Annotated in this window: 14 protein-coding genes; 5 read left to right on the top strand and 9 right to left on the bottom strand. The window is 68.4% G+C overall.

Features of this window, described 5'->3' with window-relative positions; genetic code table 11:
• Positions 1 to 18: 18 nt before the first annotated feature.
• The 3 genes from BKA18_RS00140 to BKA18_RS00130 are packed head-to-tail and all read right to left on the bottom strand — an operon-like array spanning position 19 to position 2925.
• A complete protein-coding gene (locus tag BKA18_RS00140; RefSeq protein WP_366043510.1) occupies positions 19 to 846 on the bottom strand; it encodes a phosphotransferase in 828 nt (275 codons plus the stop codon).
• Positions 818 to 1732, bottom strand: a complete 915-nt coding sequence (locus tag BKA18_RS00135) for an aldo/keto reductase (protein WP_366043509.1) — start codon at positions 1730 to 1732, stop codon at positions 818 to 820. Before BKA18_RS00135 ends, BKA18_RS00140 begins: the two co-directional genes overlap by 29 nt.
• Positions 1729 to 2925, bottom strand: coding sequence for a cupin domain-containing protein (locus BKA18_RS00130; protein ID WP_366043508.1), 1197 nt, complete (start codon positions 2923 to 2925; stop codon positions 1729 to 1731). The genes BKA18_RS00135 and BKA18_RS00130 overlap by 4 nt, the downstream gene beginning before the upstream one ends.
• Positions 2926 to 3347: 422 nt before the next feature.
• Between BKA18_RS00130 and BKA18_RS00125 the strand changes: the two genes are divergently transcribed.
• The 4 genes from BKA18_RS00125 (at position 3348) to BKA18_RS00110 (ending at position 7379) form a co-directional block, all read left to right on the top strand.
• On the top strand, positions 3348 to 4730 hold the full coding sequence (locus BKA18_RS00125) for an NsdA family TPR-like regulatory protein (protein ID WP_366043507.1): 1383 nt from the start codon (positions 3348 to 3350) through the stop codon (positions 4728 to 4730).
• A gap of 742 nt (positions 4731 to 5472) precedes the next feature.
• Positions 5473 to 5718, top strand: coding sequence for a hypothetical protein (locus BKA18_RS00120; protein ID WP_366043506.1), 246 nt, complete (start codon positions 5473 to 5475; stop codon positions 5716 to 5718).
• 119 nt (positions 5719 to 5837) lie between these two features.
• On the top strand, positions 5838 to 6911 hold the full coding sequence (locus BKA18_RS00115) for a helix-turn-helix domain-containing protein (protein WP_366043505.1): 1074 nt from the start codon (positions 5838 to 5840) through the stop codon (positions 6909 to 6911).
• Positions 6912 to 6932: 21 nt separating this feature from the next.
• Complete coding sequence (locus BKA18_RS00110) at positions 6933 to 7379, top strand: hypothetical protein (RefSeq protein WP_366043503.1); 447 nt, start codon at positions 6933 to 6935, stop codon at positions 7377 to 7379.
• On the opposite strand, the gene BKA18_RS00105 is transcribed toward BKA18_RS00110, so the two are convergent.
• The 3 genes from BKA18_RS00105 to BKA18_RS00095 form a co-directional block, all read right to left on the bottom strand.
• Positions 7326 to 7607 (bottom strand): hypothetical protein, encoded by a 282-nt coding sequence (locus BKA18_RS00105; protein ID WP_366043502.1) that lies wholly within the window; start codon positions 7605 to 7607, stop codon positions 7326 to 7328. The genes BKA18_RS00110 and BKA18_RS00105 overlap by 54 nt on opposite strands.
• 924 nt (positions 7608 to 8531) lie before the next feature.
• Entirely contained in the window at positions 8532 to 8999 is a 468-nt protein-coding gene (locus BKA18_RS00100; protein ID WP_366043501.1) for a site-specific integrase, read from the bottom strand.
• 153 nt (positions 9000 to 9152) lie between these two features.
• The gene (locus BKA18_RS00095) at positions 9153 to 9950 is read right to left on the bottom strand and encodes a CGNR zinc finger domain-containing protein (RefSeq protein ID WP_366043500.1); all 798 of its coding nucleotides are present in this window, start codon (positions 9948 to 9950) and stop codon (positions 9153 to 9155) included.
• Between the two features lie 163 nt (positions 9951 to 10113).
• Between BKA18_RS00095 and BKA18_RS00090 the strand changes: the two genes are divergently transcribed.
• Positions 10114 to 10590, top strand: a complete 477-nt coding sequence (locus BKA18_RS00090) for a hypothetical protein (RefSeq protein WP_366043498.1) — start codon at positions 10114 to 10116, stop codon at positions 10588 to 10590.
• Positions 10591 to 10980: 390 nt separating this feature from the next.
• On the opposite strand, the gene BKA18_RS00085 is transcribed toward BKA18_RS00090, so the two are convergent.
• From BKA18_RS00085 to BKA18_RS00075, 3 genes are all read right to left on the bottom strand, one after another.
• On the bottom strand, positions 10981 to 12729 hold the full coding sequence (locus BKA18_RS00085) for a UvrD-helicase domain-containing protein (protein ID WP_366043497.1): 1749 nt from the start codon (positions 12727 to 12729) through the stop codon (positions 10981 to 10983).
• Positions 12726 to 14600: an ATP-dependent nuclease gene (locus tag BKA18_RS00080; protein ID WP_366043496.1), complete on the bottom strand. Its 1875-nt coding sequence runs from the start codon at positions 14598 to 14600 to the stop codon at positions 12726 to 12728. Before BKA18_RS00080 ends, BKA18_RS00085 begins: the two co-directional genes overlap by 4 nt.
• A 304-nt stretch (positions 14601 to 14904) precedes the next feature.
• Complete coding sequence (locus tag BKA18_RS00075; RefSeq protein ID WP_366043495.1) at positions 14905 to 16182, bottom strand: aminotransferase class V-fold PLP-dependent enzyme; 1278 nt, start codon at positions 16180 to 16182, stop codon at positions 14905 to 14907.

Here is a 16182-nt window from a genome sequence, read left to right as displayed (position 1 = left end):
AGCCGTCTCGGCTGCTGGCTACCGGGCAACGGATGCTGCGAGGGTGCGCAGGGGTTCGGTGAGTTCGGGGTGGTCGCCGCGGGAGGCGGATTGGAGGAGGTCTGCTGCGACGACGAGGAGTGAGGTGTGGCCGGCAGGGCTGTCCAGAATCGAGAATTCGGTTCGGATGCGGGCGGCGGTCTGCGGGGCGAGGAGAGAGTAGGCATACAGCAAAGCGGGGTCGTAGCCCGCTGGCGCCAGCCCGAACCCTTCGAAATCCAGCAACGTCGGCCCGCTCACGGTCAGGTTGGCGAAGTGGCAGTCGCCGTGAGCCGTAGCCCAGTCGATATCGACCGGCGCGGGGACGCCTGCGTATTGGGGGAGTGCGCGGTCGATCCACTGCCGGCGTACCGCGACGCGCTCGGTGGGTGTGGCGGCGATGGTCGCCAGGTCGGTGTGCAGGGATTTCCACCATGTCTCCGGCAGTTCTAGCTCACCGGTCAGCACGGGCTCCGGCGCGCAGGTGGGGGAGTCGATGAACGCGGTGAGTTCGGCGCGGTAGGCGATGCCGTCGCGCTCGGTGCCGTCGTGGATGCCGTACAGGGCCGGCTTGCACACCTCGGGGAAGGTGGTAGCCGCGTCCTTGGTGCCCTCCCACAGCTTCCCCTGCGCCTGCGCGGCCGGCGCAGAGATCAGCCGCAACCAGCAGGCTCCGTGGCTGGGGTGGTGCGCTTTCTGCCCGAGGGTGCGGCCCTGGTAGCCCCACAGCCGCTGCCCCTCGACCGTGACGCCGAGTGCGGCGCTCGCCTCCTGTTGTGCGGCGAGTGCGCGGTGTTCGTCAGCCGGGGTGGTGGGGGGCGAGTACATCGCACACCTTCCGCAGGGTCCGGGGCGGGATGGCCGCCTGGTCGAGGGCGGCGCGAGCGGCCTCCCAGTGCGCCGGAGCCGACGCCGACAGCAGAACCTTCGTCACTCCTGGGCATGAGGCGGCCGCCAGCAGGCACGCCTGCGCGACGGACAGCCCCGGCCGCAACAACGCGGCAAGATCGTCGGTCGCTGCCCGCACGAGTTCACCGCCGTGCAGGGGCGCGGAGGCGAAGACTTGCCAGCCACGCTCGGCTGCCTCACCGATCGGCCCCCGGCCGTCGAGGGCCAGTTCGAGTGCGTCTGCCTCGACCAGGCTGACCGGCAGCTGCACCGCACGCAGCCGGTGATCGGGGGAGCCGGCGGCCTCGGTGGCCAGGCGGTCCAGTTCCTCGACGGTCAGCAGACCCTCGGTGAAGCCGGACCAAGTGGCGATCCCGTACGTGCTCAGGTGTCCGGCTGCTGCCGCTTCCTCCAGGACGGCGAAAGCCTCGCGCAGCACGATCGGCAGCACAGCGGGATCGTCGGTGCGCTCGGGGTTGTGCAGGAAGACGGTGTCGAGACAAGCGCGGCCTAGAGCGGCACGGTTGCGCTCCACCTGCCAGCGCACATACCCGGCCGCCAGGCTGTGCCTACGCTCGGCGGCCTCAGGGGGCAGGACGCCGGCGGCCACAGCGGCGGCTGCGCCAGGCGCGGGGAAGCCGACCTTCGTCGACACCTGCAGCTCTGGATGGTCGGCGAGAACGGGAGCGAGGAGGCGGTGGGCACGGCCGGCCAGGTAGTTGGGGGCGGTATCCACCCACGCGGTACCGGGCCAGGCGGCCGCCCGCCGGGCCGCGGCGTCCACCTCCCGCAGGCGGTACGTGCCCAGCGCCAACGACGCCGTCACCACAAGCCTCCCCTCACTGTGGCGGCCTGAGCATCCACCAGCTCCCCGGCTACCGCAGCGGCGTCGGCGACCGTCAGCTCCGCAGCTGCCGCCAGGTCGGCCAGCGATACCCAGCCCCCGCTCAGCAGGCGCTGCAGCAGCGGTTCGACGGCTGGGTCGAAGTCCGCCTCCTGACCCGCCGCGGCGAAACGGACCACCACCGCACCCTGGCCATCGGCTGCAGACGTCAGGCGCGCCCGCCCTGTCGTCAGCCGGACACACAGATCCGGGTCGGCGGGCACGCCAGCGAGGTGGGGGAGGGCCGGGCGGAGCCGGCCAAGATCCTCAGCATCCCGGGCCGCAGCGAACTGCTCCAGCAACCCAGGCTCCTCCAAGGCGACCGCCAGATGCTCGCGCAACGACTCCACATAGGCAGCCTGGACGTCAGGGCCCGCATGCAGGGGCAGGTCGGCACGCACCTGCTCCGTGGCCCGGAGCATCTCGGAGAGCCAGACGAGCAGGTCGGCGCCCGTGTGCGGGGTCAGCCCGCACGTCAGGTGAAGGGAGCGGACGCCTTGGTCGGCGGCGACCGCGTGCCACCAGCCACGCGGCAGATACAACACATCCCCCGGCTCCAGAACCAGGTCGGCTACCGGCTGCTCGGGCGGAGGTTCGGGCTGGGCGGTGTCGCGGTGCATCGGCGCGATCCGAGTCGGCCCGTAAAGCCGCCAGTGCTTGGACCCCTCGACCTGCACCACGATCACGTCATGGTCGTCCCAATGAGTGCCGAAGCCCTCGCGGGCGCTCCACGAGGCGTAGGCGTTGACCTGGACATGTGTACGCAGCCAGCTCTCCAGGTGCTGGGCGAGGTCGGCGACCGGCTCATGGAGTTCGTCGATCGCATCGATCACCAACGAGGCCCCCTCAGCCAGGCACTGGTGCAGCTCGGTCGGGTGGGTGCGCTGCCAGACGGTGTGCCGGCGAGTGGTGACGGGCACTGCATAGCGGTGCTGGGGCAGCATCTCGCCGCCGGCGGACAGCCGCAGCCGCGGCACCTCAAGGCGGTGCGTGGTGATCAGGTCGTTGAGCGTGTCGAAAGAGACCAGAGCGCCGGGATCGGTCACGGCGCCAGGGACGTATTGGTAGTCGCGGTGCAGCGACCGGGCCAGGAACTCCTCCTGGCCCAGCCGCTCCGCGATGAACTGGGAAGTCATCGCTTCGGTCACCGTCGCCTGTCAGTCGTTGCCGTCCGAGCGGCCGGTACCGCCACCGTCGGAGGGTGTCGCGCCCCGGTCACGGGCGGCCTGGATCTGCCGACGGGCGCGGACCAGACCGCCACCCCCAGTAGCGGACCTTTCAGTGTGCTGCGGCATCGCTGCCTCCAAGTAGAGAGCTTCCCGGCACTCCAGCCGGAATAGAAACAGCGTCACGCATCAACTTGCCCCAAAGCATTGCCTGTTGGAAGCGCAGGCATTGCGGGTCCACCCGCAATGTTCCAACCCACAAGCGTACTGCCTCACCGGACCCAGCTCAGCTACCGTGAGGCAGGCTGACCGCTCCACAACGGGGGTGCGCCATAGCCACGATCACCCGCTCACGCCGCGCCACCATCGTCAAAGAGGCGGCGCAGATCCGCATGTACTGCCAACGCCAACGCCGCAGCACCGAACGTACAGTCACCGCCATCCGCAACGCCCTGCCCGAAGTCACCGCCCTCGAAGCCTGGCGCCTGGCCCTGGGCTGGTCCCGAGCCGACACCGTCGCCCAGATCAGCGACCTCTACCGAGCCGACGGTCTCATCCCTCCGGGCCCCTCGCAGTCCATGCTCTGCCGATGGGAACACGACCCCTACGACTGGCCGGGCCAGGAATACACCACCATGCTCTGCCGGGCCTACCGGGCACGCCCGGTGCAGCTCGGCCTCAGCCGAGCCGGCGGCGACGCCTTCGATGGCCTCGGGTTAGGGGCGAAGATCCGATACGGTCAAGCCGATGCCCAGGCGTGCGAGGCACCCACACGGGAAAGGGTGGTGGCGATGACCACATCCACCGGTCTTCCGGCCGTCCGCGAATCCCTCTACCTCGCCCTGCTCGCCGACCCCGCAGGCAGCAGCGCCGTCGTCGAGCTGGCCGAAGCCGCCGTCGAGCACTACGCCCTCAACTACAGCAAGCACCCACCCCACACCCTCTTCACCGAAGTGCGGAACGCACGCAACCTGCTGACCGAAGCACTGACCACCCACACCATCGAAGAAGCCGTCGCTGCCGAGATGCGACGCAGCATCGGCTGGCTCTCCGCTCTGCTCGGCAATCTCGCCTTCCACCTCGACGACCCCTCCGGCGCCAGAGCACACCTGACAACCGCCGGAACCTACGGCACCCGCACCGGAGACGCCCGACTGACCGCATGGACCTGGGGCGCCCAGAGCATGCTGGCCCGCGCCGGCGGCCAACTTGCCCGCTCCCTCACCCACGCCGAACAGGGGCTAGCGCACGCCCCTGCCGGACTCGCCCGCGCCCAACTGCACGCCTGGGCACAGGCGACGGCGCTCGCAGGGCAAGGCCGAGCTGAGGAAGCCGATGCCGCACTCGCGGACGCGAGCCGCGAATTGGAGGCGGACACCTTGGGCAGCGCACCGGGACGGTTCGGGTTCGACGCAGCCGAGTACGCGCTGCACGAAGCCGAAGCCCACCTCTCCCTGGGCCGCACCGAGCAAGCCGTTGCCCGAGCCGAAGCCTCAGTACGCCACGCTCCTGAAGGCACACCAGGCTGGGCGGCTGGCACGTTGGCGCTTGCACAGGCCGAGGCCGCGCTCCAGCCGACAGACGCCGCCCAGCGCGCCCTTGATGTGCTCGAGCGGGTGCCGGCTGCCAGGCTGCGCTCGACCTCCCGCGCCCGGCTGCTCCGCCTGGACACGGCCCTCGCCGCCGTCTCGGCGGCCGGAGTCGACGATCTTCGCGAGCGTGTCCAGGTATTGCCGCCCGTCATTGACGACCGCGGAGATGTCGCGAGCGCCTGACAAACCGTACGGCTGTGATCGGGCCACTACGTTCGCATTCGGCGGATATGGAGGCGCATGCGGCGCCGGAATCGCTGGCTGATCGTGAAGGTTCTCCAGATAGCCCGACGCCACCAGACCTGCTCGGAGGGGAGCAGGCCGGCCCCCTCTGCGCAGGCGTTCCGGCCGACCCGGAGGCGAGTTCCGCCTCTTTGAGGGCTGCATTCGCATCTGATCGGCTCTGAGGGGCCGTTGTCTCGGCCGGCTCGAAGACTGTGCTCGGTGGCGGGATGTGGCGGAGGGTGGCGCATGGGCACGCGGGGGCAGGATGTTCGATTTCTCGGCATGGATGGCTGGCGTGGGGAGCTGCGGCCGGAGTCTTGCGGCGCCGTGAAGTGGACTATCTCTGAGGCATTCTGACGCTGCATCTGATCGATTCCCTTTCGGTCCGATCAGATGCGCCCGAGTGGGGCCGGGTGGCGGTGGAGGGGGAGCGTCGGAGAGGTTTTTGGGGCGGCTGGTCGTCTCCGGCCTTAACCCTCTGTGCTCGTGGCGCGACGGCGTGCGGCGAAGTAGTCTCCCGGCAACCGGAATGACAATCCGGGAAGACAGTGACCCTGGCCGGGGCGTCCAATCCGTGGCCAGGGCCTGTCGAGCAACGTGATCTCAACCTCTTCGCCATGCTCTGGAGAAGCTCATGCCGAAAGGCCGCTATCACCCTCGAAGTCCCTTTTGGGCTTTGAGGTCAGGTGCCGAAATTATCATGCCGCTGCCCACCTGCGATGAAACGCTCAGCATCGATGTCTTGACGGTCACGGTGCCCGGAAGCCTCATCACCACGGTGCTGACCCTGCCTTTCCTGGCCACCGTAAGCTCCACTGAGAGCATCGCCGCAGCTGCCCTGGCCGCGGCCTACCTCAAGACGGTGACTGACACTCAGGTCTCCTACCAGCACATTCGCCGACGCATCACCGGCGGTCCCCAAAGGGCGATCCCCACCAGCCACTAGTTCCCAGCTGGCACGGAACACAGCCGCCCGCGGCCCTGCCGCAGCGAATTTCCCGCGCGGCAGGGCAAGGACGACCAGCCCCAGGCTTTCCCGCCGTAGGACCTGAAAGAGGCACACCCATGACTCCCGCCCCACCGTCGCGGCGGATCTGCAACAAGTGCAAGAAGCCGTTCCTGCATGAGACGCGGCGTGGACGCCCCCACTCCACATGCACCCTCTGCAGAGCCGCCGCCCGCCAGAACAACCGCAACCCCCCGGACTTGGCCCTGCCGGAGGCGGACCTGAACGAGGCTGCCGAGGACCTCAACCGCTCAGCCAGCGACTTCCTCGCCGCCGTCCAACAGAAGACCCCCACACCGCTCCTGCTGCACCGCATCAAGGGCCTCCAGCAGATGGTCGAAGACGCCGAGGCGGCTGCCATACGTCGCGGCCGCCTGCAAGGCGACCCCTGGAAAGTGCTCGCGCAGCCGATGAACGTCAGCCCCGAGCGGCTGCGCAAGAAGTGGACCGAGGAAAAACTCGATCGCCGCCTGCACCGCCGGCGCAGCCACCGCGACGGCCCCGCCTCCGCCGCGCGCAGCCGGACACCCCCGGAAGGCACCACCTCCCCGCCGAGAGATCCGGACGTCGACTCCGTGCCGACGATGACCCCGCGATTCCAGTTCGCGAGCGCCCTGTCCTGCCTCCAACGCCAGACCGGCCAGACCATCAAAGAAACCGCCTCCGAGGCCGGAGTCTCCGCCTCCTACCTCTCCCGCATCGTGGGCGGAACCCGCCTGCCGTCCTGGGACATCGCCGAGCGCATCACCAACGTCTGCGACGGTGACCTCGCCGAACTCCGCGACCTATGGGAAGCCGCCCAACGCCCGCCCGCCCCCGACACCGACAACCGCCCACCCGCCCCATCCCAGCAGCAGGCCGCACAGCGCGCCTTCCACGCAGCCCTCCGCGGCGTCTATCTCGGTGCCAACCGCCCCCATCTGTGGGCCCTGCGCCACGCCATGCACGACACCGTCACCATCAGCATCCTCGCGCGCACCCTCAAAGGCAGCTACATCCCCGACTGGCCTGTCGTGGCCCGCCTCGTCTTCGCCCTCCACGGCCGCCCCGCCGACCTCCGCCCCCTCTGGCAAGCCGCCTACCAGGACCTGCCCCAGGAGGGGCCGCGCCTTGCCGCCGGCTCCTTCGGATGACCCGCAACCCACGCCTCACCCATGGCAGGAACCATGACCCCGCACGCCACACCGGACACACCCGCACTCGCACTGCCCCCCGCCTTCGAGGCCTTCTACGCCCTCCACTACGCCCCCTACCTCGACTACGCCCAAGCCCACCTGTCCCTCGCCGAGGCCACCACCTGCATCAACACGGTGTTCGGCACCCTCATCTCCCGCTGGGACACCCTCGTCGGCTCCTATAACCCCACCGCCGAAGCCTGGGACCACCTGTCCCGCCAAGTCCGCCAGAGCACTCCGCTTTTACCGATGCCCGGTGACCGCACCCTGCACTACGACGTCCAGGTCCTCGCCACCCTCGGCTACACCGCCGCCACCATCGCCGCCATAACCGGCCGTGACCTGAGCAAGATCCGCTACCTCTCCCGCACATCAGCGACGCCCGCCCCCGCTCGCACGAGGCGGGTTGCGCGGACCCCGGCTTGACGCCGATAGGGGAAGCCCTCCGTCGCGGGACAAGGCGGTCTGCTGGAGCAGGGCGCACACCGAAGCGATGCGGGTCATGTGCGCGCTGAAAGCGTCGCGGGCGGCGTGGACGTCCCCAAGCCGCTTCTTGCGGGCCTCCATACGGGGGGTGACGAACAGTCCGGTCGCGAGGGCGGTCACCACGGCGGTGGCGGCGGCCACCAGCAGGGTCCACACGATGTTGGGCATGGGGCACATGCTCCCGCACCGCGGTGAAGCCTCCGGCGTTCAGGCGGCCGGGCCCATGCCTTCAAACCGAAGGCGCCCCTGACCTCGACGTCCCGGAAGGTCTCCGGGGTCGCGAAGGTCAGGGGCGCCTGGGAATCACAGGGCGATTGCAGAGGGCCAGCCTCATGCCGGTGATCGCGTCGGATAAGCCCTCGATATCCGACGCGAGGGAGTGCCTAAGAACCGATCGGTTCCTGGACACGAGCCCCGCAGCGAGCACTACGGCTTTCCCGCGTGTCCCGACACCACATCTAGTGGTTAGTGCGTGCCTGGCCCCCCAGGCGGGTGTCAACACCGGTAATATCGTGTCTGCTTCACCGGCTTCTCCTCGAACTTCGTTGAACTGCCATGGCAGTTCAACGGATCCACTGGTGCCTGATCGGCAGGCCCGGACCGAGAAGAAGGTGAGGTACGTGCTGTGAGCGTTCCCCTGGGCAAGCGCGGCAAGAAGAAGTGGTCCACGTACGAGTGGATCATGCTCTTCTTAGCCGCGGTGGGCACATCGGCAACGGTCATCGCGCAGGTGAGGTAGTTCCTCAGCTCTGCTGAGTGCTCACCCCGAACAGGTCGGACCACGGCCGGAGCGCTGAACATGCAGCGAGCCCGGTCGGGAGCAAGACGACCGGGCTCGGTAGCTAACCGCAGGAGGCTCGCGGTCTCTGGTGCCAGCCGGAGACTCGGGCCTCTTTGCATGCTCTGACCTGGCGGTCTGCACGCGATGGCTCTTAAGACCCGACAAGCCCGGCAGGGCGACGTCATATCTTAAGAGTCAAGGGCAGCTTACCCTGATTCGACGAGAAAACTACAGCACACTTGCATCACGCCGAATCCGCTGACCTGCGGTTATTGACGCCACTGGTGTTCTGGTGGGGGTGGGCCCCTCTCTCACAGCACGCCGATCATGGCGTTCTCCTCCCAGCCGTCGGCGTCTTCGAAGTAGCCCTCCATGACGCCGCTGTTGGGGACCCAGCCGCCCTGCTTGGCGCTGGTCTTGCGGTCGTTGCCGACGCGGCAGGATTCCTCGGCGGCGCCGCGGCGGGGGGAGTGCCCGGTGTGCCGGACGGGGAGCTCGGCCCGGGCGCTGAGCCGGGTGGCGACATCGCCGATGGCCTCCGGGGACAGTCCGCGGTCGGTGACGGTGTGCCAGCGGGGGTGCAGGGCCCGGAAGGCGTAGCCGTCGGGGTCGGTGAGGCCGGCGGCCTCGGTCCAGGCCCGCCAGGCGCGGACCGGGCAGGTGGAGGGCCCGGAGCTGAACGGCACCTTCACCTGGCGGGGGCTGATCTTCGAGACGCGGACATCGACCTGCAGGCCGTGCTTGGCCTCGACGACATCGCGCAGCCGCAGGTGGGCCACCTCGTGCTCACGGCCTCGCGCAGGCCGAGGCTGGCCTCCGGCCCGCCGACGCCGCGCAACGGGCACTTGACGTACTCGAACGGGCGCCGGCGCCGCGCTCGACCATGGCCCAGGCACAGGTCGGGCTTGCGCCGTATGCGCTGGGCAACCGGTTTAGAGGGTGGTCCGGTCGGGGGTGGCTTGTTTGCGGCGTCTGCGGTGTTCGCGTTGTGCTTGGGCGCGGGCGCATTCACGTGTGCAGTACTTGATGCCGCTGGTGCGGTTCTGGCCGTATGTGGCGCGGCCGCGCTGGCGGACGAAGGGGCGACGGCAGGTTTCGTTGGCGCAGGTCCGGATGGTGGCGTCTTCGGCGAGGTGGTTGTACAGCTGGAGAAAGGCGACTGACAGGATGTTGGGGTAGCGGTCGGCCAGGTCGCCGATCCCGATGCTGAACGGCTGCAGAGCCGCATTCAGCGTGCTGCGCAGGTTGCCGATCCGCAGGTCCAGCGTGAGCTCGCGCAGGTGCTCCAAGTCCCGGGGAAAAAGCTCTGGTTGGTCGTCGTTAGCTGCCTGCCACAGTGCCAGTTCGTCCTCGGTCACCGCCGCGTCCACGAGCGCGTCGAGTCCGCCCTCATGGCGTAGGGCAAGCCAGGTGGTGACAGCCTCCTGCGCCTGGGACACAAAAAGGGTGGCGAGTTCACCGTGCAGGGCGAACGGTCCGTGCACGGGATGGAGTTGTGCGTCGAGCTCGGTGTAATGGTCGTGGTCCTCGACGTCCCAGCTGCCCGAGGCGATGTCCCCGCCCAGCGGCCCGTAGGTGCGCATGACGTGGGCGATCGCGTCGTGGTCTGCGGGATCGAGGTCCATGAGTTCGTGGAGGTAGAAGTCCTCCGGCAGCGCCACCGTGTCTCCCCCGTAGTGCAGGTGGGGATCCCAGACGATCCACTCGCCGTCGGCCCGTGCCCCAGGCATTGGCATCAACTCCGGGGCGGGTACCGGAGTTCCGGGCCAGAGCGTAGGACGAAAGCGTGGGTCTACGTATGACGTCATGCGGGGCATCATAGTCATGCGGCAGTAGCACGAAAAGAGGTCGATTCGTATTACGCAGCGTGAATCCGGTAGAGAGGAAACCGTGGTGACGCACTGGCAGAACCGCAAGGCCATCGGCGACGCACACGAGCAGCATGTCATCAAGACGCTGCGAGCCTGCGGGTGGACGGTGCAGCCTTGCGGCCAGGGCACCTACCCGCCCGCGATCCAGCGCGCCCTGGCTCGCACCCAATCAGCGCTGCGCTACTTCCCCGACCTGATCGCCGCCCGCGACGGTGAGGTGATCACCATCGACGCCAAAGACCGCATGCCCAGCACCGACAGCGACCGGTACGCCATCAGTACTTCCACACTCAAGGCCGGCCTGCTTTTCACCGCCGCCCACGCCCCGACCCCGCTGTACTACGTCTTCGGTGATCTCAAGGTCCTCACGCCCTCCGAAGTCCACCACTACACCACCCATGCTCGGCCTCACCGCAGCGGAGCCTGGGTCCTGGTCGCCACGAAACGAGCCCACCCCTTCGAAGAGGTCTTCGGCGCACCCCCTGCCCTGGCGGCATGAGTCCCCGATCAGCCGCCGATGTCCTCCAGCAGGTCCTTCATGACCTCTTCGATGCCTTCATCGACGGCGGCCATGGCTGCCTGGCAGATGAGTTGGGAGAGCAGCTTCATATGGCCACCACGGCCCGGGAGCTGAGACCCTGGGCCGGCCAGGGCCGGCGCTGGGCCTCGGGCCGGCCGAGGGCAAGTAAGCGGCCTTCCTGGCCCAAGGATGTGAAGTGACCGGCGTAGACCTCTCCGCCGGTCAAACCTGGCCGCGGCTCGCCCTGCCGGGCGAAGTGCCGGGCGCCAGCGGGAAGCGGATGGAGAAGCGCTCGGCAGCGAAGTGGACCGTATGGCCGAGTGCTGTGGTGCACCACGCAGCTTCTCTTGTAGCCACGAGGGCGACCGATCAGACGACGCGGACGGGGACGTGACGTCCGCTCAGTAGGCTCTGGAGAGAATTGGCTTCGTCTTCTGGCACGGCGAGGGCCGCCAGCCGACGCGCACGGGTCACGGCTACGTACCACACTCGCAGGGTTTCGTCGGTGGCGGGATCGCCGATGGCCCAGCGGCGCGTGCTCCCGGGCTCGGGCAGCAGAAGGAGCACGCCGTCTGCTTCGTCGCCCTTGAGCTGATGGACGATGTTGGTGCGCACTCCGGTGGCGACCTGGGGCCGCGCCGTGGTGGGTCTTCCGGCCGGGCGGCCCTTGCCGCCTTGTGGAGCAGCCCCGGACAGAGCGGGCCAAGCCTTCATGGCCTGCCATACCTCGGGGCCCCACTGGGGGTGAGGCGGGGGCAGGCTGTGCAGGAAGGCGAAGGCCGTGCGGTTGACCTGGCCAGCGGAGAGGCGGTGGGTGGCGGTGATGCGTTCAGGGCTGCCGGATTCGCCGGGGTACCAGTAGCCGAACAGGACGCGCACGGCGATGGCGCAAGCCCGTGTGAGGTCGTCGCTGGTGGCGCTGCGGGTGTGGGCGACGGCGCGGGCCCAGGCCAGGCTGGTGATGGTGTTGGTGTTGGGCCGCTCCCGAGTGACGCCCGGCAGGGTGGCGTACTTGTAGGCGGTCACCAGGCAGTCCTCGGCCTGGACGGCGTACTCCTCGGCGAGCGCGCGGAAGACATCGACTATGCCGCTACCGGTCGGGGCGTGCAGATGGCGGCTGCCGGAGGCGGCGAACCGGGTGGGCAGCAGCAAGACGGGAATCTCGTCGCCTCGCACGACGGAGGTATCCGGCGGGCGCTGCCCCGTGCGCAGGGTGGCCGCCAAGCGGCAGATGACGGGGGAACTGCGCCAGTTGCCCGTCAGCCGGTGAGAGGTGGGAGACAGCCGGGCCGCGAAGCTCTCCAGCGCCAGCGGTTCAGCTCCGCGCCAGGCGTAGATGGCCTGATCCGGGTCGCCGACCAGGACCAGCGGCAGCCTGGCGCCGTGCAGCAGCTCCAGGATCGCCAGGTCCGCGGCGGAGCAGTCCTGCGCCTCATCGACGACGACTTCCACGAAGCGGGACCGTAGCGGGGGCAGGAGCCCTGCCAAGGCCTCAGCGTTGCGCAGGTTCCACAGGGCCAGCACCCGCGCCTCGTGCCCTGTGAAGTATCCATGCTTGCACCACGAGTTGCGGGTCTCGAAGATCTTCTCCTGCCATGCCTCCTGGCTGTAGGCGCTGGCCTCGATGAGTTGCCGGGTATCGTAGTCGAGTTTGTCCCAGGCAACCGCTTCGCGTGCCCTGTTCTCAGAAGGGTCCAGGGTCATGGGAAAGCGGTGCAAGGAGATCTCTCGGTCCATACCCGTGACTGGGGCCTTGATGCTGGCCCACGACTCCAGCAAACGAGGCGCGGGCTCGGCCGTCCGCCGCGGCTTGACCAGGAACTCCCACAGGAACGAGTCGAGCGTGCCGATGAAGTGTGGCGCCTGGATCAGGTCGGCACGACCTGCCTGGCGGCAGCGGCGGGCCATCTGATCTCGTGCCACCCGCGTGAACGAGATCAGGGCCCGTCCCTGTCGCAGCAGACGTCGGGGGGACTGCAGATGCCGAGTGGTGATCACATGCGTCTTGCCCGCGCCTGGACAGGCAGGAACGTAGGCAGGCGCCCGTACGGCAATGGCGGCTTGTTGCTGAGCCTCGGCGATGGCCCGCACTGTAGCCGTCTCCCCGGACCCGGTCATGGCGCGCTCACCGCCGCGTTGCTGTCCGTGGCGGTGATGAAGCCGATAGCGTCCGCCAGGTACTCGGGCACGGTGAACGCCACCGCCGGGTTGGCCAGCACGTCGGCAAGTTCCTGGGCGAATCGTCCTTTGGAGATCTTGGTGCCCTTCGCGAGGTCTCCGTGTGCACCGGTGAGGGTCCGGCTGGTCTTCGTGACGAACAGCTCTCCGAACGCCAGGGCGGGATCGGCTGCCTCACGAACTTGCTCCCAGCGGCCCTCCGAGCGCGGCGCGCAACGGATGAACGCCGCCCGCAGGGCCGGAATGTTGTCGGCCGACCACAGGGCCGGCTCCAGCGTCCGGGGTGCCGCGGCCAGGTGCAGCGCGCCGGGAGAGCCCCAGCGGCGGGGCAGTTCCCGCAACGAGTGCAGCCGGGCCGGTTCCGGCTCCCCGGGCGCCACATCTGTGTCGGTGATCAGTGCCACCCGCCGTCCCAGACACATGCCGTCGACGGGCGCCAGCAGCACACGCAGATAGACCTCGAACCCGACGCCGTCCACGATCACCCGGGTGGTGCCGAAGAACCGCTCCAGCGCCTCGAACGCTTCCCGGCCCGCCTGAGCGCCGACGCCCTCACCGATGGTCAGAACACGCTGGGCCAGAGCCGGCAGCAACAAAAGCTCGGAAATTCCTTCCACCAGGATCGCCCGCGAGGCGAACAGCAGGGCGCTCTTCGTGGCATCCAGGTAGCGGTCCAGATGCCGCACCCGATCCGGGCTCAGACGCAGCCGGGGGATGGGCAGGGGCCTTGCCTGCCAGCCGTCGGACAGCTCGGCAGGGCACCGAGCCATGACCACCAGATCCTCCACACTGGCCGCGGCCGACAAGATGGGGGAGTGGGTGGTGACCACCACCTGCAGATGCCCGGCCGGCTCCGCTGGGTCACCGGTCGTTCGACGGCGCGAGAACCGCGCCCGCTGCTGCAGATAGCGCAGCAACAAGGTCTGCAGCTGCGGATGCAGGTGCGCCTCGGGCTCCTCCACAAGCAGCACCGTCAGATCGGCCTCCGCCGCCGCGTCCAGCTCCGCCATCACTGTGGCGATGAACAGGGTGTTGGCGTAGCCCAGCCCAGAGGCCGACAGAGGAAAGGTCTGGGCAGAGGCATCACCCATAAGCACCCGTAGCGACCGGGCGATCGAGGCGAACGTGGGCTCTGCTAGGGCCAGTTCACTCATCTGGGGATGCGCGCCGACGGTCAGGTCCCGCAGCGGCTCATTGATCTTCTCACCGACCTCGGCCACGTCCGGGTCCGCGGCAACTTTTTTTAACTCGGTACCGATCCGTTCCACGAACGCATCGACCTGCTCGTCGTTCCCCAACAGCCCACGAAGAATCGTTCGCACCCGGTCACCGCCGGCCGATGCCAGCTCCCGCTCCGCATCGCGCAGCGCAGGCAGATAGACATGCCGGACACCACCCCGCGCCGTAGGTTCCCCCGTGACCGGATGACCCGCGCTCTGCGCCCAGGTGACGCTTCCACGACGCCCGCCGGTTTGCGGCGGCGTCCAGGACACCTGCCACCGAGCTGTACGGCCTTCGGAAGCCCCATCGCGCAGCAGAGCCTCCAGATACGCGCCGCTTTGCTCCGGACCGATGTCGGCCAGGTCCAGCTGAAGGATCGGGCCGCGCTGCGCGGCCGCCGATTTGAGGACATCAGCCTCCTCGAAGTACCGCACGCGGCGCCCGTCCAGGGGATCCATGAGCAGACGTATCGCATCAATCACGCTGGACTTGCCCGCGTTGTTCTCCCCTACAAGCACGGTCACTTCCGGGCGCAGCGGGATTCGCACCCGCTCACAGGACCGGAACCTCTCCACCAGCACCTCGGACACATACACAGGCGCCCCGCCCCCATCCCCGATACGTCACCCTGAGCAGCGATGATCAACAGATGATCGTAGACGTTGCATGCCCCCGCTTGGGCGCAGCGCTCAGAACTCCTCGTCGTCAGGGTCGCTGAACAGGCCGAACTCGGGCACGTAACGCAGGGGCATTGCAGGTATACGTTGCACAGCTGCCAGTCCGCACGCAGGACGGGGCGGGCCCGCCGGGTGCTGAGGCGGCGTGCGGAACCCGGCCCCCACTCCATCGGTCCGCAGCCGCCTGTACCCCGCTTGTCCGCGGTTTCCTCTTCCCCTACGCGCGCCTCGGCCGGAGCGTGTCCAGGGCCTTCTCGACGTCCTCCTTGGAGTTGTAGATGTGGAAGGCCAGCCTCACGCCGTCGCCTCGGACAGACGCACGCAGGCCGTGGTTGGCGAGTCGCTCCTTCGCCTGAGGAATGCCACGCACGGAGACGATCGGGCTCTGGCCCCGGGGCATGCCCATACCTTCCCGAAAGTCGTTGGCGAGCCCGATGCCATGGCGGTTGATCGTGTGGACGCCTATCTTTTCGATCAGCTTGAGCGCCGGCACGGCTCCCAGCCAGGAGAGCCACGCCGGGCTTGAGTCGTGGCGGCGGGCATCGTTGGCGAGCCGCAGTGGTGGGCCATACAGCGATTTCGAGGGGTCTTCACCGGCGCACCAGTTAGCGCTGTGCGGAAGGAGCTTCTCGATCATGTCCTGCTGGATCGCCATGAAGACGGCCCCGCGGGGTGCACCGATGAATTTGTATGCGTGACAAATCAAGAACGTGTATTGGTTGGCGTCCAGTGGCATCCAGCCGACAGCCTGGGTGGCGTCAACCATCGTCCACGCCCCGCAATCGTTGGCCTTGCTAGTGATGGTGTGCAGGTCTGCAACGGAACCGTCGATCGACTGCGCTGCGGAAACGACGATCAGTGAGACGCCGGGGCGTATCGCGTCGGCAAGCCGTTCGAAGGGAACGAACTCCACCTTGTAGTGCCGCTGCTTTTGGTGGGCGAGGAAGGGCCAGCAGGCCGAGGTGAACTCATCCTTGCTGATGAGGACTGTCGTCCCCCGCTTGACCGTATTTGCGATCGCCGCGACGAAGTCCGCCGTCGTGCCATGGATAGCTACGCGAGAGGCGGGAACACGGACGATCCGCCCGAAACTGTCCCGGGCGGCCGCTACCGCCTCGTTGTACGTGGCCAGGGTGGGTCTGCCGTGCAGCCACTGCCAGGATCCCTCCGACACGGCGACGGCCGTGGGGAAGCTCGGCAGGCCATAGGTGGCTGTGTCGAGATAGCCGCTGTTCGGCACGAACAGGTCTTGGGCCTCGTTGATCGTGAGGGGATTATCCCCTATCTCGCGGAGGCTTGCGTCAACGTCACACATGCACGTCGGGCTGGGCGGCAGGCTGGTGGGGAGCGAGTCTCCACCGCGAGTGCGGGGGGCCTCGCGGTCAGCGCGCGTCTCGAGTGGCGTTCGGTTCGGATCGTCAGTGTGCATCGGCTTGTCCTTCGCTTCCGTGACGGGGGCGCCGTTGGGCTGGTGGGCGGCCGGTTGCTGGTTCAC

The organism is Streptomyces auratus (assembly GCF_050433025.1).
GTDB lineage: Bacteria > Actinomycetota > Actinomycetes > Streptomycetales > Streptomycetaceae > Streptomyces > Streptomyces sioyaensis.
This window is presented reverse-complemented; position numbering and strand designations above follow the sequence as displayed.

Bases quoted from the DNA above. Each gene is read 5' to 3' on its own strand.
- BKA18_RS00140 (WP_366043510.1), bottom strand. From the start codon at position 846: ATGTACTCGCCCCCCACCACCCCGGCTGACGAACACCGCGCACTCGCC.
- BKA18_RS00105 (WP_366043502.1), bottom strand. From the start codon at position 7,607: ATGCCCAACATCGTGTGGACCCTGCTGGTGGCCGCCGCCACCGCCGTG.
- BKA18_RS00095 (WP_366043500.1), bottom strand. From the start codon at position 9,950: ATGCCTGGGGCACGGGCCGACGGCGAGTGGATCGTCTGGGATCCCCAC.
- BKA18_RS00130 (WP_366043508.1), bottom strand. From the start codon at position 2,925: ATGACTTCCCAGTTCATCGCGGAGCGGCTGGGCCAGGAGGAGTTCCTG.
- BKA18_RS00085 (WP_366043497.1), bottom strand. From the start codon at position 12,729: ATGACCGGGTCCGGGGAGACGGCTACAGTGCGGGCCATCGCCGAGGCT.
- BKA18_RS00110 (WP_366043503.1), top strand. From the start codon at position 6,933: ATGGCAGGAACCATGACCCCGCACGCCACACCGGACACACCCGCACTC.
- BKA18_RS00120 (WP_366043506.1), top strand. From the start codon at position 5,473: ATGCCGCTGCCCACCTGCGATGAAACGCTCAGCATCGATGTCTTGACG.
- BKA18_RS00115 (WP_366043505.1), top strand. From the start codon at position 5,838: ATGACTCCCGCCCCACCGTCGCGGCGGATCTGCAACAAGTGCAAGAAG.
- BKA18_RS00125 (WP_366043507.1), top strand. From the start codon at position 3,348: ATGTACTGCCAACGCCAACGCCGCAGCACCGAACGTACAGTCACCGCC.